Annotated in this window: 20 protein-coding genes; 9 read left to right on the top strand and 11 right to left on the bottom strand. The window is 67.7% G+C overall.

What is annotated here, in order from left to right; genetic code table 11:
• The first annotated feature begins 68 nt into the window (after positions 1-68).
• The 3 genes from pheT to AX676_RS15310 all read left to right on the top strand — a co-directional run bounded on the left by pheT (position 69) and on the right by AX676_RS15310 (position 5,073).
• Positions 69-2,447 (top strand): phenylalanine--tRNA ligase subunit beta, encoded by a 2,379-nt coding sequence (gene pheT / locus AX676_RS15320; protein WP_066483642.1) that lies wholly within the window; start codon positions 69-71, stop codon positions 2,445-2,447.
• Between the two features lie 11 nt (positions 2,448-2,458).
• Positions 2,459-3,331, top strand: a complete 873-nt coding sequence (locus AX676_RS15315; RefSeq protein WP_231726037.1) for an aldose 1-epimerase family protein — start codon at positions 2,459-2,461, stop codon at positions 3,329-3,331.
• Between the two features lie 170 nt (positions 3,332-3,501).
• Entirely contained in the window at positions 3,502-5,073 is a 1,572-nt protein-coding gene (locus tag AX676_RS15310; RefSeq protein WP_066483639.1) for a peptide chain release factor 3, read from the top strand.
• Between the two features lie 261 nt (positions 5,074-5,334).
• Here the strand turns inward: AX676_RS15310 and AX676_RS15305 are convergent, their stop codons facing one another.
• Both AX676_RS15305 and AX676_RS15300 read right to left on the bottom strand, forming a co-directional pair.
• Complete coding sequence (locus tag AX676_RS15305; RefSeq protein ID WP_066483727.1) at positions 5,335-6,552, bottom strand: spinster family MFS transporter; 1,218 nt, start codon at positions 6,550-6,552, stop codon at positions 5,335-5,337.
• Positions 6,553-6,705: 153 nt separating this feature from the next.
• A complete protein-coding gene (locus tag AX676_RS15300) occupies positions 6,706-9,039 on the bottom strand; it encodes a TonB-dependent receptor (RefSeq protein WP_066483638.1) in 2,334 nt (777 codons plus the stop codon).
• Between the two features lie 158 nt (positions 9,040-9,197).
• Here AX676_RS15300 and AX676_RS15295 point away from each other — a divergent pair, with 158 nt between their 5' ends.
• On the top strand, positions 9,198-9,866 hold the full coding sequence (locus AX676_RS15295) for a TetR/AcrR family transcriptional regulator (RefSeq protein ID WP_082730887.1): 669 nt from the start codon (positions 9,198-9,200) through the stop codon (positions 9,864-9,866).
• Here the strand turns inward: AX676_RS15295 and AX676_RS15290 are convergent.
• On the bottom strand, positions 9,863-10,402 hold the full coding sequence (locus AX676_RS15290; protein ID WP_066483634.1) for a YceD family protein: 540 nt from the start codon (positions 10,400-10,402) through the stop codon (positions 9,863-9,865). The genes AX676_RS15295 and AX676_RS15290 overlap by 4 nt on opposite strands.
• Positions 10,399-10,914 (bottom strand): ubiquinol-cytochrome C chaperone family protein, encoded by a 516-nt coding sequence (locus tag AX676_RS15285; RefSeq protein ID WP_066483632.1) that lies wholly within the window; start codon positions 10,912-10,914, stop codon positions 10,399-10,401. The genes AX676_RS15290 and AX676_RS15285 overlap by 4 nt, the downstream gene beginning before the upstream one ends.
• Positions 10,915-11,047: 133 nt before the next feature.
• Here AX676_RS15285 and AX676_RS15280 point away from each other — a divergent pair, with 133 nt between their 5' ends.
• From AX676_RS15280 to AX676_RS15270, 3 genes are all read left to right on the top strand, one after another.
• Positions 11,048-11,533 carry an outer membrane protein assembly factor BamE gene (locus tag AX676_RS15280; protein ID WP_066483631.1) on the top strand — a complete coding sequence of 162 codons (486 nt, stop codon included), beginning with the start codon at positions 11,048-11,050 and terminating at the stop codon, positions 11,531-11,533.
• A gap of 119 nt (positions 11,534-11,652) precedes the next feature.
• Positions 11,653-12,162, top strand: a complete 510-nt coding sequence (locus AX676_RS15275; protein WP_066483630.1) for an RcnB family protein — start codon at positions 11,653-11,655, stop codon at positions 12,160-12,162.
• Positions 12,163-12,438: 276 nt separating this feature from the next.
• The gene (locus AX676_RS15270; protein ID WP_066483628.1) at positions 12,439-12,939 is read left to right on the top strand and encodes a glycosyltransferase; all 501 of its coding nucleotides are present in this window, start codon (positions 12,439-12,441) and stop codon (positions 12,937-12,939) included.
• 288 nt (positions 12,940-13,227) lie between these two features.
• Here AX676_RS15270 and AX676_RS15265 read toward each other — a convergent pair whose 3' ends face one another.
• The 7 genes from AX676_RS15265 to AX676_RS15240 form a co-directional block, all read right to left on the bottom strand.
• Positions 13,228-14,088: a DNA adenine methylase gene (locus AX676_RS15265; protein WP_082730888.1), complete on the bottom strand. Its 861-nt coding sequence runs from the start codon at positions 14,086-14,088 to the stop codon at positions 13,228-13,230.
• 263 nt (positions 14,089-14,351) lie between these two features.
• On the bottom strand, positions 14,352-15,587 hold the full coding sequence (locus tag AX676_RS15260) for a phage head morphogenesis protein (protein ID WP_066483627.1): 1,236 nt from the start codon (positions 15,585-15,587) through the stop codon (positions 14,352-14,354).
• Between the two features lie 174 nt (positions 15,588-15,761).
• Entirely contained in the window at positions 15,762-16,124 is a 363-nt protein-coding gene (locus AX676_RS15255; RefSeq protein ID WP_066544437.1) for a hypothetical protein, read from the bottom strand.
• On the bottom strand, positions 16,121-16,393 hold the full coding sequence (locus AX676_RS15250; protein ID WP_066483623.1) for a hypothetical protein: 273 nt from the start codon (positions 16,391-16,393) through the stop codon (positions 16,121-16,123). The genes AX676_RS15255 and AX676_RS15250 overlap by 4 nt, the downstream gene beginning before the upstream one ends.
• Entirely contained in the window at positions 16,390-16,554 is a 165-nt protein-coding gene (locus tag AX676_RS17960) for a hypothetical protein (RefSeq protein WP_156437865.1), read from the bottom strand. Before AX676_RS17960 ends, AX676_RS15250 begins: the two co-directional genes overlap by 4 nt.
• Positions 16,554-16,991 carry a hypothetical protein gene (locus tag AX676_RS15245; RefSeq protein WP_066483622.1) on the bottom strand — a complete coding sequence of 146 codons (438 nt, stop codon included), beginning with the start codon at positions 16,989-16,991 and terminating at the stop codon, positions 16,554-16,556. The genes AX676_RS17960 and AX676_RS15245 overlap by 1 nt, the downstream gene beginning before the upstream one ends.
• Positions 16,992-17,002: 11 nt before the next feature.
• Positions 17,003-18,106, bottom strand: a complete 1,104-nt coding sequence (locus tag AX676_RS15240; RefSeq protein ID WP_066483620.1) for a hypothetical protein — start codon at positions 18,104-18,106, stop codon at positions 17,003-17,005.
• On the opposite strand from AX676_RS15240, the gene AX676_RS15235 reads away from it, so the two are divergent.
• A complete protein-coding gene (locus AX676_RS15235) occupies positions 18,053-19,321 on the top strand; it encodes a hypothetical protein (protein ID WP_066483618.1) in 1,269 nt (422 codons plus the stop codon). The two genes, AX676_RS15240 and AX676_RS15235, sit on opposite strands and share 54 nt — an antisense overlap.
• Positions 19,318-22,578: a hypothetical protein gene (locus AX676_RS15230; RefSeq protein ID WP_066483613.1), complete on the top strand. Its 3,261-nt coding sequence runs from the start codon at positions 19,318-19,320 to the stop codon at positions 22,576-22,578. The genes AX676_RS15235 and AX676_RS15230 overlap by 4 nt, the downstream gene beginning before the upstream one ends.
• Positions 22,579-22,590 lie beyond the last annotated feature (12 nt).

Genomic DNA, 22,590 nt, shown 5'->3' with positions numbered 1-22,590 from the left:
CGTATTGCCCCGCGCCAACGTGTCTCGACTCCGCTCGACACGAACGGGATTCTTGAAGGTAAGTTTGCATGAAGTTCACGCTCAGCTGGCTGTGCGCGCATCTCGACACCGATGCCGATCTCGACACGATCCTGGTCGCGCTGACCCGGATCGGGCTGGAGGTCGAAGGTGTCGACAATCCGGGCGAGAAGCTGTCCGCGTTCCGCGTGGCGCGCGTGCTGACCGCCGATCGCCATCCCCAGGCCGACAAGCTGCAGGTGCTGACGGTGGACGCCGGCGACGGTCCCGTCCAGGTCGTATGCGGCGCCCCCAATGCGCGTGCGGGGCTGGTCGGCGTGTTCGGTCCCCCGGGCGCCCATGTGCCGGGCAGCGGTATCACGCTGAAGGTCGCGGCGATCCGCGGGGTCGAATCGAGCGGCATGATGTGCTCGACCCGCGAGCTGGAGCTGGGCGAGGAGCATGACGGCATCATCGAGCTGCCCGCCGATGCGCCGGTGGGCACCGCTTTCCCAGACTATGCCGGGCTGAACGATCCCGTCATCGACCTGTCCATCACCCCCAACCGCCAGGATTGCATGGGCGTGCGCGGCATTGCCCGTGACCTCGCCGCCGCCGGCCTCGGCACGCTGAAGCCGCTGGCGGTAGATCCTGTGGCGGGCACCGGCCCCGGGCCAGACGTCCGCACCGACGATCCGACAGGCTGCCCGGCCTTCTTCGCGCAGGCGGTGAGCGGGGTCACCAACGGCGCGTCGCCCGAATGGATGCAGCGCCGCCTGAAAGCGATCGGGCAGAAGCCGATCAGCACGCTGGTCGACATCACCAATTACGTCATGTTCGACCTGGGCCGGCCGCTCCACGTCTATGACCGCGCGACGCTCACCGGCGCGCTGGTCGCGCGGGCTGCACAAGCGGGCGAGCAGGTGGTGGCGCTCAATGGCCGTACCTACACGCTGGATGCGGGCATGACGGTGATCGCCGACGACAGCGCCGTGCACGACATTGGCGGCATCATGGGCGGCGAACATTCGGGCGTGTCGGAGACGACGACCGACGTGCTGATCGAATGCGCCTATTTCACCCCCGAACATATCGCGCGAACCGGGCAGAAATTGTTGCTGACCAGCGATGCGCGCAGCCGGTTCGAGCGTGGCGTTGACCCCGCGTTCCTGGAGGATGGCCTGGCGATCGCGACGCGGCTGGTGCTCGACCTGTGCGGCGGCACCGCCAGCGGCGTGACCCGCGCCGGACAGCCGCCGGTCGCGATGCCGGTGATCGCCTATGATCCCGCGCGCGTGCTGACGCTGGGCGGGCTGGACGTCGCGCCCGATCGCCAGCGCGAGATCCTGACCGGGCTTGGCTTTGACGTCGGACCCGACTGGCGGGTGACGCCGCCGACCTGGCGGCGCGACATCGACGGCGTGGCCGACCTGGTCGAGGAAGTGGTGCGGATCGCGGGTATCGACCATGTGCCCTCGACTCCGCTGGAACGCACGCCCGGCGTGGCGCGGCCGACGGCGACGCCCGAACAGAAACTCGAGCGCCGCCTGCGCCGCACCGCGGCTACAAGGGGCCTCAACGAAGCGATCAACTGGAGCTTCATTCCGCCCGCGCAGGCCGAGCTGTTCGGCGGCGGGGCGTGGACGCTCGCCAATCCGATCAGCGAGGACATGAAGGTCATGCGCCCCTCGCTGCTGCCCGGGTTGTTGTCGGCGGCGGCACGCAACCTGAAGCGCGGCGCGGCCAGCGTGCGATTGTACGAACTGGGCCGCCGCTATCTGGCCACCGCCGACGGCGCGCCCGACGAGCGGCCGACGCTGACCGTCGTGCTGGCGGGCGAGCGCACGCCGCGCAACTGGCAGCGCGGCAAGGCGCAGCCGTTCGATGCGTTCGACGCCAAGGGTGAGGCGCTGGCGCTGCTGGAAGCCGCCGGCGCGCCGGTCGGCAATTTGCAGGTCATGGGCGAGGCAGGCCCCGCCTATCATCCCGGCCAGTCGGCGACGCTGCGGCTGGGGCCGAAGACGGTGCTCGCCAGCTTCGGGATGGTCCATCCCTCGATCGCCAAGGCGTTCGACTTGTCGGGCGACGTTGCAGTGGTCGAGCTGTTCCTCGACGCGCTGCCGGCCAAGCGCGCCAGTGGATTCATGCGCGCCCCCTACGCCCCGCCCGCGCTGCAGGCGGTGATGCGCGACTTCGCCTTCCTGGCCCCCGCCGACCTTGTCGCCGACGCACTGGTGCGCGCGGTGCGCGGCGCGGACAAGGCGGCGATCACCGACGCACGCGTGTTCGACCTGTTCACTGGCGCGGGCGTCGAGGACGGGCGCAAGAGCCTGGCCGTCGAAGTCACGCTGCAGCCCGGCGACAAAAGCTTCACCGATGCCGAGCTGAAGGCAGTGGCCGACAAGGTGGTCGCCGCCGCCGCCAAACTCGATGCGCATCTGCGCGGATGACGGAGCCTGTGATGATCGAGATTGCGAGTGACGCCCTGGCGGCGACGATCAACCCGGTGGGCGCGGAGCTGTGGTCGCTGCGCGATGCCGAGGGTCGCGAGCTGATGACCGACGCCGATCCGGCGTTCTGGCGCGGGCGAGCGCCGATCCTGTTTCCGATCGTCGGCGCGCTGAACGGCGATCAGTGGCGGATGGACGGGCAAAGCTGGTCGATGCCGAAGCACGGCATTGTGCGCCGGCGGACCTTTTCGGTGGTCGAGCAGGCGGCGACCCGCGTCGTCCTGCGCCTGACCGACGATGCCGAGACGCGGGCGAGCTATCCCTTTGCGTTCGGACTTGAGGTCGAGCACGCGATCGACGGCGCGACGTTGGCGACGACGGTGCGCGTCACCAACCGCGACGACCGCGACATGCCGGCCAGCCTGGGCTTCCACCCCGCCTTTGCCTGGCCGCTGCCCTATGGCGCGCCGCGGGCCGAGCATCGAATCCTGTTCGACCAGGACGAGCCGGGGCCGCTCGCCCAAATCCTGGACGAGAGCGGCGTGATCGGCCCGGTCGTCCGCGCGACGCCGGTCGAGGACCGCGTGCTGACGCTGCGCGACGAACTGTTCGAGCATGACGCCCTGATCTGGCGCGCGCTTGCGAGCCGGTCGGTCCGCTACGGTGCGGCGAGCGGGGGACCGCAGTTGCGGGTCGATTTCGCCGACCTGCCGATGCTGGGCATCTGGACCAAGCCGGGCGCGCGCTTCGTCTGCATCGAACCCTGGCACGGCATCGCCGATCCGCAAGAGTTTGCGGGCGATATCTGGGACAAGCCGGGGATTTTGCGGTTCGCGCCAGGGGAGACGCGGGAATTTGCGATCCAGGTGACGCTGGAGGGGTGAGCTTCAACTCACGGGTAATTGCGGGGTAATCGTCACCCCGGCCTTGCGCCGGGGTCCCGCTGCCTGATCCGGCGCGAGAAGAAGCGGGACCCCGGGTCAAGCCCGGGGTGACCGAGCAATTCAGCGATGGGCCGCTCGACACCACCAACCCGCCCGGCTAGGGGCGCGCGATGGCCCAAGTGTTTGAACGCCGCACCTTCGCGATCATTTCCCACCCCGACGCCGGCAAGACCACGCTGACCGAAAAGCTGCTGCTGTTCGGCGGCGCGATCCATCTGGCGGGCGAGGTCAAGGCGCGCGGCGCGGCGCGGCGCGCGCGGTCGGACTGGATGAAGATCGAGCAGCAGCGCGGCATTTCCGTCACCTCCAGCGTGATGACGTTCGAGCGGGACGGCATCACCTTCAACCTGCTCGACACGCCGGGGCACGAGGATTTCAGCGAGGACACCTATCGCACGCTGACCGCGGTCGATTCCGCCGTCATGGTGATCGACGCCGCCAAGGGGATCGAGCCGCAGACGCGCAAGCTGTTCGAAGTATGCCGGCTGCGTTCCGTCCCGATCATCACCTTCGTCAACAAGGTCGACCGCGAGGGCCGCGACCCGTTCGAGCTGCTCGACGAAGTCGCCGACATGCTGGCGCTCGACGTGTGCCCGATGACCTGGCCCGTCGGCATGGGCGGGCAGTTCGAGGGGATTTACGACCTGGTCGACAATCGCCTGCTCCAGCCCGAGGGCGGCAGCCGTGAATATCAGGGCAAGGTCGCGCGCTTCACCGGCCTGGACGATCCCGGGCTCGACGGCGCGCTGTCGCCCGAGGGCGTGGCGCGGCTGCGCGAGGAGGCCGAGCTGGCGATGGGCGGCTATGCGAGCTTTGATGCGGCGGCCTATCGCCACGGCGACCTGACCCCCGTTTATTTCGGATCGGCGCTCAAGGAGTTCGGGGTCGATTCGCTGATCGACGCGATCGCCCGCCACGCGCCGCCGCCGCGCCCGCAGCCGGCCGAACCCGCGCCGGTCGATCCCGCGCGCGAGGACGTGACCGGCTTCGTCTTCAAGGTCCAGGCGAACATGGACCCCAATCACCGCGACCGCATCGCCTTCATGCGGCTGTGCTCGGGCACCTTCCGCCGCGGCATGAAGCTGACGCCGACCGGGCATGGCAAGCCGATCGCGATCCATTCGCCGATCCTGTTCTTCGCGCGCGAACGCGAACTGGCCGACGAAGCCTATCCCGGCGACATCATCGGCATTCCCAATCACGGCACGCTGCGGGTCGGCGATACGCTGAGCGAGCGGGCGGATGTGCGCTTCACCGGCCTGCCCAATTTCGCGCCCGAAATCCTGCGCCGCGTCGCGCTCAAGGACCCGACCAAGACCAAGCAGCTGCGCAAGGCGCTGGACGACATGGCGGAAGAAGGTGTGACGCAGGTCTTCTATCCCGAAATCGGGTCGAACTGGATCATCGGCGTGGTCGGGCAGCTCCAGCTCGAAGTGCTGCTGAGCCGGCTGGATGCCGAATACAAGGTGGCGGCGGGGCTTGAAATGGCACCTTACGAGACCGCGCGCTGGATTTCGGCGGAAGACCCGGCGGAGCTGCAGGCGTTCACCGACCTCAACCGCGGCGCGATGGCCAAGGACCGCGACGACAATCCGGTATTCCTGGCCAAGTCCGCGTGGGAAGTGGGCTATATCGCGGATCGCTATCCCAAGGTCAGGTTCGCCGCGACGCGCGAGCGTTAGGTTTCGACCTCAGTTTAATACGGCCTGCCCGCTTAACCGGATCGATGAACCTCGACACACATTGATCGTCACCCCGGCCTTGTGCCGGGGTCCACCGCGCAACAGACGTTGGTCGGTGATGGTAAGGTGCTGCGTTGCTACCGGCTTGGCAGGGCGCTCAATCGGCTTGTGAGGCACCAAGCTGCTTGGTGGACCCCGGCACAGGGCCGGGGTGACGAGAGATTTCCGTTACAACTGGCGCGATGTTTCGCGATCCACCCCTCACGCGATCCAGTCGCGCCGGAGCGGGCGGACCGCCAGGAACATCAACGTCGCCGCCACCGCATAGAAGCCGAGCGCGCCGACCGCAGCATAACGCAGCGCTTCATCCCCGAATCGCGCGGTCATCGCGTCCGACATCGCGCCCAGGATCCACGAGCCTAGCCCCAGCCCGATCAGGTTGTTGATGAACAGGAAGCTGGCCGACGCCGTCGCGCGCATGTGCGCGGGCACCAGGTTCTGCATCGCAGTGTTGACCGGCCCCAGCCACAGGATGTTGAGCCCGTTGGGGATCAGGAACAGGAACCAGGCCAGCACCGGCGAAGGCGACAGCAACGCGGCGGCAAAGAAGGGGATGGTGATGACCCAGGCGATGGCGGGCAGCCGCGCATAGGCACCGCGATCCGCCGGCCCCAGCCGATCGGCGAGCCAGCCGCCCAGGAACACCCCCGCCGTGCCGCCGACCAGCAGCACCGTGCCGAAGAATTGCGAGACGCCCAGCAAGTCGAAGCCGAAGCTGCGGATCAGGATCGACGGCGTCCAGAATGCCAGGCCATAGCCGCAGATCGAGCTGAACGACGCGGCGAACGCCATCAGCCAGAAGCTGGGCTTGCGCGCCAGGATGCCAAACACCTGCCCGACCGGCGCGGCGGCGAGTTGCGGCGCGGTGCCGCCATCGGCCATGCCGCGCGGCGGTTCCTTGACCAGCAGGCGAAAGACGGGCGCGATGGCGACGCCGAGCAAGCCGACGACGATGAAGGCCGTGCGCCATTCGACCATCGCGGCGATATAGCCGCCGAGCAGCGCACCCCCGGCCAGCCCGATCGGGATGCCCAGCGAATAGATCGCCAGCGCGCGGGCGCGTTCCGCGGGCGGGAAATAATCGGCGATCATTGCATAGGAGGGCGCAACGCCGCCCGCCTCCCCGACCCCGACGCCCAGCCGGAACAGGAAGAGCTGCCAAAAACCTGTGGCCAGGCCGCACAGGGCGGTGAAGCCGCTCCACACGGTCAGCGAAATGGTGATGACCCAGCTGCGACTGGTGCGATCGGCGACCAGCGCCAGCGGAATTGCGAGCGTGGAATAGAGGAGCGCAAAGGCAATGCCGCCCAGCGCCCCCAGTTGGGTGTCGCTCAGCCCCAGGTCCGCCTTGATCGGCTGGGCAAGGATGCCGAGGATCTGGCGGTCGAGAAAGTTGAAGGTGTAGACGAGCAGCAGCATCGCCAGCACCAGCCGGCGATAGCCCGGACTCGCCGTCCGCGCGCTGGCCAATTGCTCCACCTGTGCCTCTCCAGTTGCTTATCGGGTCCCGTCATGGGGCATGGGCCGGACGCCCGTCAAACGGACATCCGGCCCGGGACACGCGCCGATCGTTCAAAAACGGGCGGAGAAGGTGGCGAACACCTGACGCGGGTTGCCGTAATAGGCGGTGAGCACCCCTTCGGTGCCCAGCGTCGGCACCAGATTGCCGGTCGTCGCATTGCGGACGAACTCGCCGGTGTCCGGGTTCTGGAGCAGGAAGTTATAGCCCGACACGATATACTGCTTATCGGTCAGATTGCGGCCATGGACGCTGACCGTGTAGCGATCATTGATGTTCCAGGCGATGTTGACGTCCCACAGCGCATAGGCCGGCTGGTCGAGCAGCGGCGTGCGCAGCTCGAACTGCTGGCTGTCGCCGCGATAGGCGACGGTGGTGCCGAAATCGACTGACCCGTCACCGACCGGGACCGAATAGGCAATCGTGCCGCTGGCGGTCCAGTCGGGGGTATTCTGGAACGAGCGGCGGTCCGCCACGTCGATCCCGCGACCGTCGATGAACTGGGTGTAGCGCGCGTCGAGATAGCCGAAATTGCCCGACAGCGTCAGCCGGTCGCCGCCAGCGGCGAAGTCGCGCGCCGCGACCAGATTGAACTCGCCCTCGATGCCGTCGATCCGCGCGCCGCCGGCATTGGTGGTGACGCCGATGAAGGTCTGTTGCCCGTTGACGACGGTGCCGATCGATCCGGGCACCTGGACATCGGTATAGTCGGTGCGGAACGCCGCCAGCGCGAAGGTCAGGCGGCGGTCGAACACCGCGCCCTTCCAGCCGATTTCATAGGTGTCCACGGTTTCGGGATCGAACGACAGGAAATCGAACACCTGCGCGGCGTTGCACACCCCGCCGGTCGGCGTGCGGCACGCGGTCGACTGGCCGCGCGGGTCGAAGCCGCCGCCCTTGAAGCCGCGCGAATAGCTGGCGTAGAAATTGTGGTTGTCGTTGGGCTGGAACTGGATCGACGCGCGCGGCGTGAACTCGCCGAAATCGGCGCTGCCCCGGAAATTGGACGTGGTGGCGAACAACGTGCCCGCGCCGTTGAAGAAGGGCGATCCGCCGCCCAGGAAGGTCTGGCGCAGGATCGTCGACTGGCGGGTGTCCCAGGTATAGCGACCGCCGACCGACAGGCTGAACTGGTCGGTCAGATCATAGGTGAAATCGCCGAAGATCGCCGTCGTATCGGTCTCGACATCGCCGAAGGTCAGCGCGGTGACGCCGCCGGGCAGGCGCACGTCGAACACGGTGCGCGCGCTGGCATCGAGATAATAGAGCCCGATCAAGCCGTTGAAGCGGCCGGTATCGACCAGGAACTGTACTTCCTGGCTGAACTGTTCGTTCTCATAGATCGCGGGCACGTCAACCTGGACGGCGGGCAGCGCGTCGAAGTCGATCGGCGTGCCGCTTTCGTCCTGACGCCAGCCGGTGATCGAGCGGAAGGTCAGCCATTCGGTCGGCCTCGCCTCGACGAACAGCGAACCGCCATAGGCTTCGACCTTCTGTTCAGGATCGCGCAGGCCGCCACGGCTGTCGAACACGTCGGCCAGCACCGGGGCACCGGTCGCAATGCCGGGGATCAGGCGATGGCCACCGCGCGGATTGCTGTCGTCACGGGTGTAATCCCCCGACAGGCGGACGAACAGCGCGTCGCTCGGCTCGAACTGCAGCGTCGCGCGGCCTGCCCAGATATCCTTGTTGTAATTCTCGTCACCGGTGGTGAGATTGTCGCCGAAACCGCCGCGCGACAGGCGCGCGAACGCGCCACCGATCTTGAACGTGCCATCGCCGATCGGCGCGCTGGCGGAGATCACGCCATCGGCCTGGTCATAGGTGCCATAAGTGGCACGCACGCGCAGCTCGGGATCGTCGCCCAGCCGGCGGGTCACATATTTGACCGCGCCGCCGATCGTGTTGCGGCCATAGAGCGTCCCCTGCGGCCCGCGCAGGATCTCGATCCGTTCGACGTCATAGATGTCGAGCACCGCCGCCTGGGGGCGGTTGAGATAGACATCGTCGAGGTAGATGCCGACGCCGGCTTCGAACCCGGCGACCGGGTCCTGCTGGCCGACGCCGCGAATGAAGGCGCTGAGCGTCGAGTTGGTCCCGCGCGAGACTTCCAGCGTCACGTTGGGCGTCACCTGAGCAAGGTCGGTCACGTCGATCGCGCCGGCAGCAGCCAACTGATCGCCGCTGAACGCGGTGATCGCGATCGGCACGTCGAGCAGCGTTTCCTCACGTCGCCGTGCGGTGACGATGATGTCGCCGGCAGCGGTTTCGTCGGCCTGAGCCGTATCGGCCGAGGCTTCCTGCGCCTGGGCCGGCGCCGCGAGCGCCGCGGCGAGCGCGGTGCCCAGCGAAAGCGCGAATGATAATGACGCGATGCGGCTTTTCATGTCTGATCCCCTTCCCTGACGGATGCGCCGGTTGGCCCGGCTTGTAAGCGCATGCCGGCGGCTATAATGAAAGGTGAACCGGTTTTCAACTTTGCAGTGAAAGGCGACAGGGATGATGCGGTTTGGCGACTGAACGACCGGCAAGGCGGCGCGCGACGATGCGGGCCGGTGCCGATGCGAACGCGTCGGCGACCGAACGCGCGCCGGCGATCCCGTCATCCCCCGCGAGCGCGGGCAAGGCGCCGCGAACCGCGCGTGGCCAGCGGACGTTGCGCGCCATCCTGGACGCTGCCGCCGCCGAGTTCGGCGAGAAGGGTTTTCACGAAGGGTCGATCAGCGCGATCACGCGCCGCGCGGGCGTGGCGCTCGGCAGCTTCTACACCTATTTCGATTCGAAGGACGATGTGTTCCGGGCGCTGGTGCGCGACATGTCGGACCAGGTGCGCGACCATGTCGCCCCCGCGATCCGCGGTGCGACCGACCAGATTGCCGCCGAGCGCGCGGGCCTGCTCGAATTCATCCGCTTTGTCCGCGAGCACAAGGAAATCTATCGCATCATCGACGAGGCCGAGTTCGTCGATCCCGAAAGCTTTCGGCTGCATTATGCGAACACCGCCGACCGCATCCACGCCCGGCTGCGCGCCGCAGCGGAACGCGGCGAAGTGCGCGCCGACGTGTCGGAGGTGCATGCCTGGGCGCTGATGGGGATGAACGTCTTTCTGGGGCTGCGCTACGGCGTCTGGAGCGACACCGAGGCGCCGGACCTCATCGCCGACCAGATCGCGGAGATGCTGGCGCGCGGCATCGGCAATCGACAGGCGCGCTAATCGCCGCGCCTTCCGGCCAGCTTGTCGCGCAGCCCCGCAAGCGGACCGAAGGGGCCGGCCTCTTCCTCGCGCAGCACGCCCGCCGCGCGCAACTGGGCATCCGCGTCGGGCACGCGCGGATAGGGGTCGAGCGCGAGCGCCAGCGTCTCGGCCGCCGCCTCGCCCAGATCGATCGCGCCGCCCGCATAGAAAACCGTGTCGCAATCGTCGTCGCTCAGCTCGATCTCGTCGGCGTCGCCGGCTTCGGTTTCGGGCAGGAAGCGGATCAGGAACGGCTCGTCGATCGTGTCCGGCACCGGCGCGCCGGTGGCGACGCACGCCTGGACGACGTCGCCGGTAACGCTGCCGCTCGCCAGGATGCCGATGGCGTCGCGGCGCAGGCGGAACTGTGCCTCCAGCCGGTCGATCGCGATCAGATCGAACCGCCGCGCCAGCGCCGCGCGCTCGGCGGGCTCGGCTGAAATCGCCAGCGTGCTCTCGCCCGCACCGACCTGATCGAGCCGCACCGGGCGGCTGAATTCGGGCGCGGCGGTCATGGCAGCCTGCCCGCCAGCAGCGTTTCCACGGTCACGTCGTCCAGCCGCGCACGCAATGCGACGAGCTGGTCGCGGACATGGGCGACCTGTGCCGCGCCCGGCGTTTCGCCGCGATAGAGATTGCGGCGAAGCGGCGCGTCGAGCCCGTCCGGGCCGGCCGCCAGCCCGTCGCGATAGGCGCCCAGCCGGCCGCCGAGCATCCCCATCATCCGGCCGACCTGCTTGCCGACGACGATGTCGCCAAAGCCGATCTGGCGCAGCTGGCCGTCCATGTCGTCGATGAATCGTTCCGCGAGATGCGCAGCCGGAGCCGCACCTGCAGGCTCGTGCTCCAGCCGAAGCAGCAGCATCGACAGGACCGCGGCGATCATGTCGAACCGGCCATCGACCGTGTCGGGCACGCCGCCGTCGAGATACCAGTGCGGCTGGCGGGCACGTTCGACCACCGCGCGATAAAGCGTCAGCGCCGGCACGTCGCGGGGCTTGCCCAGCCACCGGTCGAATAGGCCCATCGCGCGTCAACTCCCTTGCATCCCGCGTTGCCTTGTCTGGCCACGCCGGGACGCATATTGATTGGCGTGGCCGATGATGCAATGCGGCTTCACGCCCGTCAGCCGTGTGTCGGCGTTCCCTGGAGAGTTTCGAATGTCACCGCTTCCCAAACGCCTGATCGCCTCGATCGCCCTGATCGGCCTTGCCGCGGCGGCGGGCGGCTGCACCCGGCTGCGCAGCCATCAGGGCTATATCGTCGATGCCGACCTGGTCAATTCGGTCCAGCCGGGCGTCGACAACAAGGATTCGGTGCTCAAGACGCTCGGCACGCCGAGCTTTTCCGGGCAGTTTTCGGACAACGTCTGGTACTATATTGCACGCGACAGCCGCAACCTGGCGTTCAACCGCCCGCGCCCCGAAACCCAGACGACGCTCAAGCTGACCTTCGACCAGGCGGGCAACGTCACCTCGGTCGACAAGACCGGCGCGGAACTGGTCGCATCGATCCAGCCGAGCGACGATTCGACCCCGACGCTGGGCCGGCGGCGCGGCTTTTTCCAGGACCTGTTCGGCAATATCGGCACGGTCGGCGCGCCGGGCGCTGGCCCCGGCGGCGGCGGGCCCGGCGGGCCGAACTGACGCGGCGCACCCGCCGCGCGCCTTTCGCGTTCCTGACCAACGCGTTCGACACCCGTTCAGCGTGCCCTCGGCATAACTCCCTCCATCGGGAACGAGTCCCGCGAACATGGAGGTAGAAGATGCGTAAACTGATCCTGACCGCGCTGGTCACCGCGCTGGCGGTCCCGACGGTCGTCGCGCCGGCGGCCGCCCAGTCGCGCGGTGAAATCCGTCGCGACGCGCGCGACCTGCGCGAAGAGCAGCGCGAATTGCGGCGCGCCGAACGCTTCGGGTCGCCGCGCGACGTCCGGCGCGAGCGCCGCGACGTGCGTGAAGCCCGCCGCGACCTGAACGAAAGCGTGCGCGAACGGCGCTGGGGCGACAATGACTGGCGCGATTATCGCGGCCGCAACCGCACGGTCTATGCGCGCGGCAACTGGCGGGCACCGTTCGCCTACCAGCGTTTCCGCACCGGGGCGCGGATCGCGCCGCGCTATTATGGCGACCGGTATTTCATCAGCAATCCCGGCCGTTACCGGCTCCCGCCCCCGGGCCGTTACAATCGCTGGGTGCGGCACTATGACGACGTGCTGCTGGTCGACACGCGCCGCGGCTATGTGCTGCGCACCCTTCCCGGCTTCTACTGGTAACCGGGTCGTGCAGGCGGGGCGGCAAACCCGCTCCGCCTGAGCGCGAAAGGAAAACTGAGAAGGTGGGCCGCGCCGCGGATACGCTGCGGCGCGGCCGGTGCGTACGGCACCAGTGCCCGTGTCAACGGGACCAGTCGCCGCAACGCTGGCGAACCTCTTGGGTTCCACCGGCCGCCGGAAAACGCGCGCGCCTGCGACCAGGCGCCACAATTCCGCTTTGAATTGATTGCGCAAAACGCGTAATCCCTCGCCGGGGAACCGGAGGGGGGACTTGCGTTGGCGTGGGGCGACGTCGCGCTGAACGCGCTCGACATATTCAATCATGAATTGATGTTGTTCGCGGCGATCGGTTTCCTGGTCGGCGGGATCGACGACGTGGCGGTCGACCTGGTGTTCGGATGGCAGGCGCTGCGCCATCGCCGGCGCGGGAACGGCGAGCGCCTTGAACGGTTGCCCGGGCCCGAACATCGTCTGGCGGTGTTCGTGCCCGCCTGGGACGAGGCGGCGGTCATCGGCGCAATGCTGCAGACCGCGCTCGCCCGGTTCGATCATCCCGATTTCGACATCTATGTCGGCACCTATCCCAACGATACGGCAACGATCGACGCGGTTCGTGCGATCGCCGACCGCGACGCCCGCGTCAGGCTGGTGATCGGCGACACGCCCGGCCCGACGACCAAGGCGGCATGCCTGAACACGCTCTGTGCCGCGACATTAAATACGGTTGCAGGAGAGGCGGGATATTGCGGGCCTTTTCGGGACATAGTGGGACGATAATGCCCATAAATCGGGGGTTTCGGCCATTGTGGCGCGGTTGAGAGAATTATTGTCGTTTTCCCAGGTCTTTGCGTGAAAAACGGCCGTCCGACGCGAACAAGCGGCGCAAAAACCGCAGAAATGCGTGGGTGGAGTGCCGGCACGTGCCAGTTCCGACGACAAAAAAGAGCCACTTCGCAAAAAGCCCGGCAAATTGGGCGGTTTGTCGTGATAACGGCTCGAAAAACGAGGCCAATCGTGCCAGTTCTGTCTGGCACGTAAAGCGCCGAGAAGTGGCACGCCTTTGCCTCATGTCGGGCGGCTCGAAATGATCAGCTCGGTGACCGCTTTGGGGCGGTCGTTGCCGCCGACCGAATAGCTGGTCTGGACCTCCTCGATCGCGAAGCCGGCGAAGATGCGGCGCACCTCCGGGTGGGCGTTCAGACTGAGCAGGAAGCGACCTTTCAGGCCCGCGAGCAGCTCCGCCATCTGCTCAAATTCGGCGCGGTCGAACATGGCCTGGCCATAGTCGTTTTCGCAGCCGTAATAGGGCGGGTCGAGGTAGAAGAGCGTGCCCGGCCGATCGTAACGCGCGAGGAAATCCTGCCACCGCATCCGCTCGATCACGACGCCGGCCAGGCGCTCCCAAATCGCCTCCAGCATCGGCTGCAGGCGGGTGACATCGAAGCGCGCCGAGTTGACCGGGCTGACCCCGAAATGGCGGCCGGCAACCTTGCCACCGAAGGCCAGGCGCTGGACGTAGAGGAAGCGCGCGGCGCGTTCCAGATCGGTCAGTGACGACGGCTCCTGGCGGAGCAGCTTTTCGAAGTTCGCGCGCGAGGTGACCTGAAACCGGAGCATCTCCAGGAACAGCACATAGTGGCGCTGAAGGATGCGGAAGAGCGTCGACACGTCCTCCGACCAGTCGTTGATGACCTCGACCTGCGAGCGCACCTCGCGGCGCAGGAACACGCCGCCCATGCCAACAAACACCTCCGCATAGGTGAGGTGCGGCACGCCAGCGATGCGGGCGATGATCCGCTTCGCCAGGCGGCGCTTGCCGCCGATATAGGGCGCAACTGGCAGGACCGGATCGACCGGCGAAAGGGCATTTTCAGGGGCGTTGAACGGCGGCTGCAGCGCCGCTGAAATCGGACTCGACTCCGTCATGATGTTCCCACTATGTTCCCTGCCTCCGGACCGGAGGGCGGGATGGCCAGACCTGGCCAGGATGGTCATGACGGGTCGAGACCGTCGGCATGGGGCGTTGGCGCGCCCCGTCCCCCGCCTGTCGGCGCGGAATTGCTTGTTAAGGCGCTGCGCGCTATATGCGCGGAGCGGCGCACGCGACGCGGTAAAGCTTCCCACCGTAGTGCTAGGCTTCTGGCCGTCGATCACTTTGTGGGGGACCGGAAGTCCCCACCGTGCGCCGCTCATGCCCCCCTCCGATCGAGCAGGATCGTCAGATTGCGCGTTTCGCCTGCGATGTTGCGCGGGCGGCTGGCATGGAAGCTAACGACGGCCGGCAGCGGCTCGCCAGCGTCCTGCCGCACCACGACCTTCCACAACCGACCGCCTTCATCGGCGAAGTAGATCAGGCGGCTGTCGCCCTGCTGGGCGATCACGATCGCGCGATCGACGATGTCGGGCAGCAAGCGATAGTTGGCGACGGTGAGATCCGGGTGGCCGCGCGAGATCTCCGGGGCCTCGCCGAGCTGCTTGCGGTAGACGCCGGTCGGCAGCACGACCAGGCGGGCCTTGGCCGAAATCAGCGCCTGCTGCTCGGCGGTCAGCAGCGCGACGGGAAAGCTCGCCTCGGGCAGGGCCAGAAACTGTTCGAACGCGGCATCGTCGACGATCTCGCGCAATGTCTGGCGTGCGGCGGCGTCCAGGCCGGCGTCTGCCGCCGCGACAATCGATGCTGCCGCCTTGTCGGCCATCACGCGCAGGTGCGCCGTGCCGGGATTGTAGCTGAAGCCGGGGTCGATGCCCTGCGGCACGTCGAAAGCCTGTCCGGTCGCGGCGACGAAGGTGGTCGGTTTGCCGGGCGGGAGCTGATCATCGGGAGTGACGGACCAGCCCATGCGCTCAAGCCGGCGTTGCGTCACCTGTTCGAAGCCGCATTTGCAGCCCCAGCCATTGGGCGGGAAATGGGTCTGCCACCACGGGTGATCGACCGGGAGCACGATGCCATACCAGGGGATGTGGAGCTGGCGTTTGCGCTCCGAGGTTGACGGCACGTAGCGCAGGTAGGGAAAAGCCGCCTTCTGGCGCTGGATGCGTGCCCAATGGCCCGCCGCCAGGCTCATGCGGATGTTGGTGTTGTAGATCACGCGCAGCCGGCGCTCGTTGACCACGATGCGCTCGTCGGTGCCGGTCAGCTCGCGGTCCTGGACCGCGCCCCACCATCCGGCGCGCTGCAGCTCGGGCAGGATTGCGGTTTTCCACCGATCGAAGCTGCCGCCGTCGCGGATCTGCTCGTCCAGCGACGACTGGATGGCGCGGAGCAGGTCGAGGCGGGCGATCTTGGCGACCGTGAAGGCTGACGCATGGTTCTCATGCATCATCTCCGACCAGCGGACGGTCGTCTTCAGTTCGCCGCGCGCCTGGAATGCGCGCACGGCGTCGGTCGGCTCCAGGAAGATGGAATAGCCGAGCGGATCAGGCATCGGTTGGCGGTGCCCGGTCGGCGTCTTTCACGACGCGGGTGCGGCGACAGAAGGCAGCGGAGAAGCGAAACCCTGCCCAGCAAAGCTCGACCTCGACGCCCTCAAACTCGCCATCGTGGTCGCAGTGCATCGTCTCATATGCTGAGAGGCGAGGAAGCCAGGCGGATGCTAACCTCATGCGTCCAGCTCCCCGGCCCAGCTATCGTCCAGGACGGCGTCGACCAAATCACTGTCGGCAACGGCTTCGACGATCATGATGGCGAGGCGGTGGACGCTGACCCGGCGGCGAGCAGCCGCGCTGCGCAGCCGTTGCTGGACGTCAAGCGGCAGGACGATGCCATTGCCGGCGATGCGTTCCGACCGGCCATGCGTGCGGTCGCGCCGCTTGCGATCGGCGCTGATCGCGAGCGCGGTCACCGTCTTCGGCTCAATGCCGATGCGGCGGGCGATCTCACGATCGGACTGGCCGAGATCGCGGAGCGCCAGCACCGCATCGGTGCGGCTCGGATAGCCCAAGCAGGGCTTTGAGCTGCTCATGCCCAACCCTCCAAGAACCGCGCCAGGGCGGCGGAAAGTTGGGCGAGCATCTCCGCGCCTTCCTGATCGATGCCGTTGGCCAGGACGGCGGGCAGCTCCACGTCGATCGCGAGCTTGAGCGCGTCGGCGAGCTGCTCGATCGTGTCGGGTTCGAACGCACCGTTGGCGACCGGCGGTTCGCCTTCACGGGCGAAGCGGAGCAGCTCGGCGAGGGCGTTGGCGGCGCTGCTCGCGGCGGCGAGTGCGGTGGCCGAGGCGGGGGCGCTCATGACCGCCCTCGGATCGCGGCGATGACAAACATCACCACGCCGATCGGCCACGCCAGCACAGGCAGCATGTCCTCCAGCTCGAGCGGTTTATCGTCGTCGATCACTTCCCCGAGGACGATGCACGCCGTCGCGATCACGCCGCCGAGATAAAAGGCGAGCATCAGAGCGCCTCCCTGTCGTCGATCATCATCTGCACTTGGGCGGCGACATCGTCGGGGACTGTCTCGGCATAGCCACTGAAGTGGTCTTCATCGTCATCGAGATCGCCGAACGGCGCGTCGTCCTCGTCATCCGGGGCCGGCAGGGCCGGCGCAGGCAGCGTGGCGCGGATGCTGGTGGGAAGGTAAACCGCGTTCTGCGGCGCGACCTTGCGCGCGCTTTCAGCGGTGCAGGGCGTGAACTGGTAGATCGAGCTGCCGCCGATCAGCACGGCGTCCAGGAGCTTGCCCTGGTAGATCGGCTCGATCGACATCAGCTTCGCGCCGAACCGGTCGACCTCAGTCACGCGGCCGACCAGCGTGCGATGGCCGAGCACTTCGACGATCGCATATTCCCCTTCGGGCAGGGGCGCGGGTTGATCCTGGTCTAAATCGGTCATGCAAGCCTCCTTCAGCTCAGTTTCTCGGTCGTGCCGTCCTGGGTCGCGGCCTTGAGCCGGGCGGCGAAGCCGGCGCGTTCCAGCGCCTGGGCGAGCGGGGCTTCGTCGATGGTCCCGAGCGCGGATGCGATCAGCGCGCGGGCGGCTTCTTCGGTCTCGGCAGCGAGGATGCGCTCAATGAGCGTGCCGGTGATCGCGTCGGCGGCCCGGTAACCGCTGTCGGCGATCATCCGGTCGACGATGCTGTCTGCGTCGTCGCCCTCGTCCTCGGCGAAGCTGGTGGCGGGCGAATTTGCCGGAGCGGAGCCGCTTGCCGGCTGGTTAGCCGGGCGCTGGGAAATGCGGTCCTGCCAGCCCTCGTCGATCGCCTCGAACACCTCCGGGCCGAACACGAGACGGCCGCGATAGGGTTCGACCTGGTCGAGGTCGATCGCCTGGCCCTGATAGCTGATCGTGACGTGCGGCAGGTAGCTGGGGTGGTCCCAGCTCGCGCCGGCGTCGCGCATCTCCTGGTGACGCCACTGGAGCGACGCGTCCTGGAAGAGCAGCGCGATCGCCTCGCCCTCCGATCCCCCGGCCCCCATGCGCCGGACCAGGCGCGGGCCGCCGGGTTCCACGATCAGCTCGGCCGGGCCGCCCCATCCGGTCATGGCGAACCAATTCACCGGGCGCTTCGAATAGGCGACGGTCACATGCAGATCATCCGGCTCCAGCGTCGTGGCGAAGCCCTGGGACCGCGCCCATTCAAGCAGCTCGGTCGCGTTGATCAGCTTGCGATAGACGTAGAGCGGAGCGGGATCGTCGGCCGCGAAGCTGGCGGCGTCGGGCATCTGCCGTGGCGGCACCCGGCGAACCGGTTCCGGGTCGTTGGCGGGCGATGATGCCGGATCGGCGGCAGGATCGGACGTCGGATCGGTTGCAGGATCGGCCTGGGCGGGCGGCAATGCCGCCGGGGCCGGATCAGCGGCTCCGGCGGGTGCGTCGGGATCGGTCTTGCGGACGAAGCCCTCGCCATATTTCTCGTTGAAGCTGTCGGCGGTGCGGACCCAGCCATTGCGCGCATGGGTTTCGTCGGTCTTCGCGCTTTCGGCCAGGTCCTCCTCTTCCTCGACCACGCGGCGAACGATCGGCGCGGCGACGTCCGGCCCGTATTTGAAGTCGGTCTGGGCCAGGCCGCCGGGCCGTTTGGCGCGATCGTCGGCGGCGTGCTGGGTTCTGTGGTCGGCGGCCTGTTCAAATCATCGAAGCGCGCCAGCGCCACGGTCACCTCGGTCGATGGTCCGGCGACCGTCACCGGTAACAGCGGTTCGCGAGAGCGCGCCGCCGCCGGCCTGGCGACCACCATCCAGGACGGCCTGCGCCAGGTCGCCGAGCAGCTCGGCGGCGGCCTGGGCAGCTTCAGCGTGTCGATCGGCCAGCGCAACGACGATTTCCGCGTCGACACGACCGGATCGGGCCGGACCAAGGGGCCGACGAAGAGCGAGAGCCGCAACGAGCAGCTGGGCCTGTTCAATTTCCGCGACGATGCCCAAGCGGCCGTCAACTTCGCGATCGCCGACGCGATCAAGGACGGCGCGATCACCGGGCTGTCGGCGGCGGTCAGCAAGGCGCTACAGTCGTCGAGCGACCTCAACAAGGCGATCAGCGAGGCGCTGAAGGTCCAGGAGGTCGAGATCCTCGCGGGTGGCCCCGGTGCCGCGATCCGCCAGGAGCTGGCGGAGTTCGACCGCACGGCCAAGGAGCGGCTGCGCATCGCGCGCGACTATGGCCTGGACGTCATCGCGATCGAGCGCGTCAATGTCGAGCAGCGCACCAAGCTGGTCGATGATCTGCTCAAGCAGCGCGTCAGCGGCCTGAAGGCGTTTCTGGACGACACCCGGTTCGGTAGCCTGGCCGAGGGGTCGCTGGTCGATCAGCGCACCACCCTGCAGGCGGAAATCGCCAAGGTGCGCGCGGATGCGGAGGCCGGCGTCGATGGCGCGGCCGACCAGCTGGCGGAATTGAGCCGCCGGCTGCTCGAAGTGTCGCGCGATGCCTTCGGCACGGCGGGCGGTGAGTTCGCCGCCGATCGCAGCAATGCGATCAGCACGGCCGAGGCGATCATCAAGGCAGAGAACGATCGCATCCGCGCCGCCCAGGACGCGACCGGGGCCACCAATGCCAAGCTGGACACCGCCAACGCGCTGGCCAACGAGCAGAACGACCTGCTCGCCCAGATCAATGCCGGCATCGTCCAGCTCGGCACGCTGGGCGGCGGCATCGCCTTCGCGCCGGGCGCGGGCCTGCAGGACTATAACCGCAGCTTCCTGACCCGTGAGGCGATCCTGTGAGCCGGGTCTATTATCTGCGCGCCTGGCCCCGCAACCCGGCGACCGGCGCGGTGGTGCCGGTGCGCCTGGCGGGTGGCGGGCGCGCCAAGCCCTATCGCCTGGCCGGCCAGGGCTATCGCGCCGGCATTTTGAGTGAGCCGAAATTCTCGGCGCAGTTCGGCTATGAGCAGCGCGGCTTCTCCGGCTCGACCAGCCCCGTGTCTGCGGCGATCGGCTTTGCACCCGCCGCGCCCGCGCAGCTCGACGAGCTGGCGCAATATTACTGGCCCGACGCTGCGATCGAGATCGATGCCGGCGACGAGGCCGGCGCGCTTGCCCGGGTGCTGACCGGCACGATCGCGCGCGACGAAATCCGCGAAGGCCGCCTGATCCTGACCGCCGCCGACCCGTCGGTCCGCCTCGACAAGCCGCTGACCGACCGGTTCTTCGCCGGCACTGGCGGCATTGAGGGGCCGGCGACGATCACCGGAGCGCTGAAGCGCCGGGCGTTCGGCCGCGTGTTCAACGTCGAGGGTCGCGTGCTCGACCCGGCGAACAATATCTATGAGTTCGCCGATCCGGCGCGTCCGCTGCAGGGCTTTGCCGCCCTGCGTGACAAGGGGCGTGAAGGCCCGATGCAGGTCGTTGCCTGGCAGGGCAGCGCCGATGCGACCTTCGCCACGTTGCAGGGCGTCGTGGTCGAACCGGGTGGCGGTGCGGTCGCCCCGTCGATCGCGTGCGCGAAATGGTGGACCCAGCCGGCGGGGCCGTTGACCGCCGACCTGTTGGGCGAGATCGGCGCGGGCTATGCCGAGGCCGCCGCAGATATCGGCGCGGCAATCCTGGCGAGCGCGGGCGGCCCGGCGCTGGCCGATATCGCCGCCGCACGCCTGCTCCGCCCGGCCGCCGCCGGCATCTACATCGACAGCGACGAGACCGCCGCCCAGGCGCTCGACCGGCTGTTCCTGGGCGTCTCGCTGCTGTGGGTGATCGAGCCGAACAACACCGTGTCGCTGCGCCCCTGGACCTTCGCCCCCGTTGAGACGCTGCGCGGCGAGTATTTGGGCCGGCAACAGACGATCGCGCCGATGAAAGCGCGCCGCCTGGGCTATCGCCGCAATCAGCGCATCCACCAGGATGGCGAAATCTCCGCGATCGTACCGGCAGGCGAGATCGGCTATGAGGACGGCACCTCGCTGGAGCAGGCGCGCGCCGATCTGCTCGCGCGCATGGACGAGGTCGAGCAGGACGTTGCCGACGCGATCACCGAGGTGGCGGAGGCCGCGCAGGCGCTGCTGGAGATTTCGGGGGACGGCAAGCTCGACCCGTTCGAAAAGAAGTCGGTCCTGATCCCGAACGCACGCCGCCTCCAGGCGATCTATCTGCTGTTGACCGCCCAGGCGGCAGGGATCAGCGACCCCGATGTCACGACGGCCGTGTCGGCGGCCAACTCGACCCGGAACGACTGGGTCGCGATGCTGGGCGCGATCACGCCGCCTTGGGACGACACGAGCCAGAGCTCCAACATCAACAGGACGTTTTACAACGACGTCCTGGCGGCCTATGAGGCCGCGCTCAACGCGTTGACCCAGGCGCTGCGCCGTTTTGCCCAGACGATCGCCTCGGCGGCGCTGACGCGGGCGGAGCGGATTTCGTCCGATGGCTGGATCACCGCCGGCAAGGAAAAGGCCGAGGTCCTCCAGGACTATAACGAGCTGGTCGACCGGTTGAACGCGCTGGTCATCAAGCATGACAATCTGGGCAACCCGGCCAGCGCGACGCCGGCGCGCCAGGCCGCCGGGGCGGCGGTCTATGTCGATCAGCCGGGCAGCCTGGGCGTGCTGCTGTTCAACCTCAACCCGCCCTTAAGCAGCAGCACGACCGACACGGCCGTTGACCCGATCGTCTATCGCAACCGGTGGCAGGTGGCGCTGGCCCGCGTCGCCGAATTCGAAGTGGCGATGCTGGGCCTGGTGCCGGCGACGGTCCAGAATTCGATCAATCAAATCCTGGTGCTGACCGAGGACGGCAAATGGTCGGCCTATGAAAAGCGCACCATCCTCTATCGTGAGAACGCCACGCTGGAGAGCACCTGGTCGCTGCTCGATGCGAAGGCGGCGGGGATCGTCGGCAGCGCGGGGCTGAACACGGTTCGAAACGCGGCGACGACGGCCCGGAACAACTGGCAGAACTTCATCAGCATCCAGCCGACATGGCCCGATCCCAATGTCGATACGCCAATCAACGTCGCCCAGGGCCGGACGCTGCTGGTGGCTTACGAGGTCGCGCTCAACGACCTGGCAGAGGCTTTGCGCGTCTATACTGACACGCGCGTCGATACGCTGCAGCAGCGGGTCGCGGCGATCGACAGCGACGGGGTGATCAGCTCGGGCGAGAAGTGGTTATACGTCCGCGAGTGGCGCGCGCTGAACAACAAATATCAGCGTTACGTCGATCGCTATATCGAGCTGGGCTTTCCGGCCGTCGTGCAACCGATCCAGGCGGCGGCCTATAACGCGCTCGGTCCCGACAGCGGCGCGCCCGCCACGTCGTTGGGCGGTCGGCTCGGCGCACTGCCACCGCCGAGCTGGGACCTGGGCGGCACCGATACGCAGGTGCCCGACCCGGTGGCCCTGCGAACCGCGTGGGAGCTGGCGGAGAACGCCGTCGACCGCCTGGGCGCAGCGATGATGGCGCAGCCCAATGCCGACAATACCAGCGCAGTCATCAACGGCGGGTCGGTCAACGGCGCTATCGGCACTGTGGTCAACGCCAACCCCAAGCTGTCGCAGCTCGACGCCAACGGGCGCGGCACGTCGCGGCGCATCAATTCGATGTATACCGTCGGCGGCGCGCAGCAGGTCTATATCCCGACTGTCGGCAATACGCAGGTCGGCGGGACGATCGTGGCCAACGAGCCGGGGTCGCCAATTTGGGCCTATTATGACGGCGGCGGCGGCGGCACGACGATCCAGATCCTGCCCCACAACCTCCTCGATGATGCGGGCACGCTGAGTTTTGGCGGCGGCATCTACTTCGGCTTCGCGTTTCGGACGATCTACTGGATCTATGACGACAGCGGCTACAACAGCGGCAACCCTTCCTATGGGATCACCACGAACGCCAGCTTGCTCAACACGCCCGGCCGACGCCTGGTCGGATCAGTCGTAACGCCGCCCGTGGGGACGCCAGCCGGTGGTGGCGTTTCGGGCGGCGGCGGCGGCGGCGGCGGTATCCGCGAGCGCTATTACGACAATCAGGCGACGGCGATCCCATGATCAGAGGAGCAG

Source organism: Sphingomonas sp. CCH21-G11 (assembly GCF_001555965.1).
Taxonomy (GTDB): Bacteria; Pseudomonadota; Alphaproteobacteria; order Sphingomonadales; family Sphingomonadaceae; genus Sphingomonas.
Note: the sequence above shows the minus strand (reverse complement) of the source record. Positions and strands in the feature narration are given on the sequence as shown.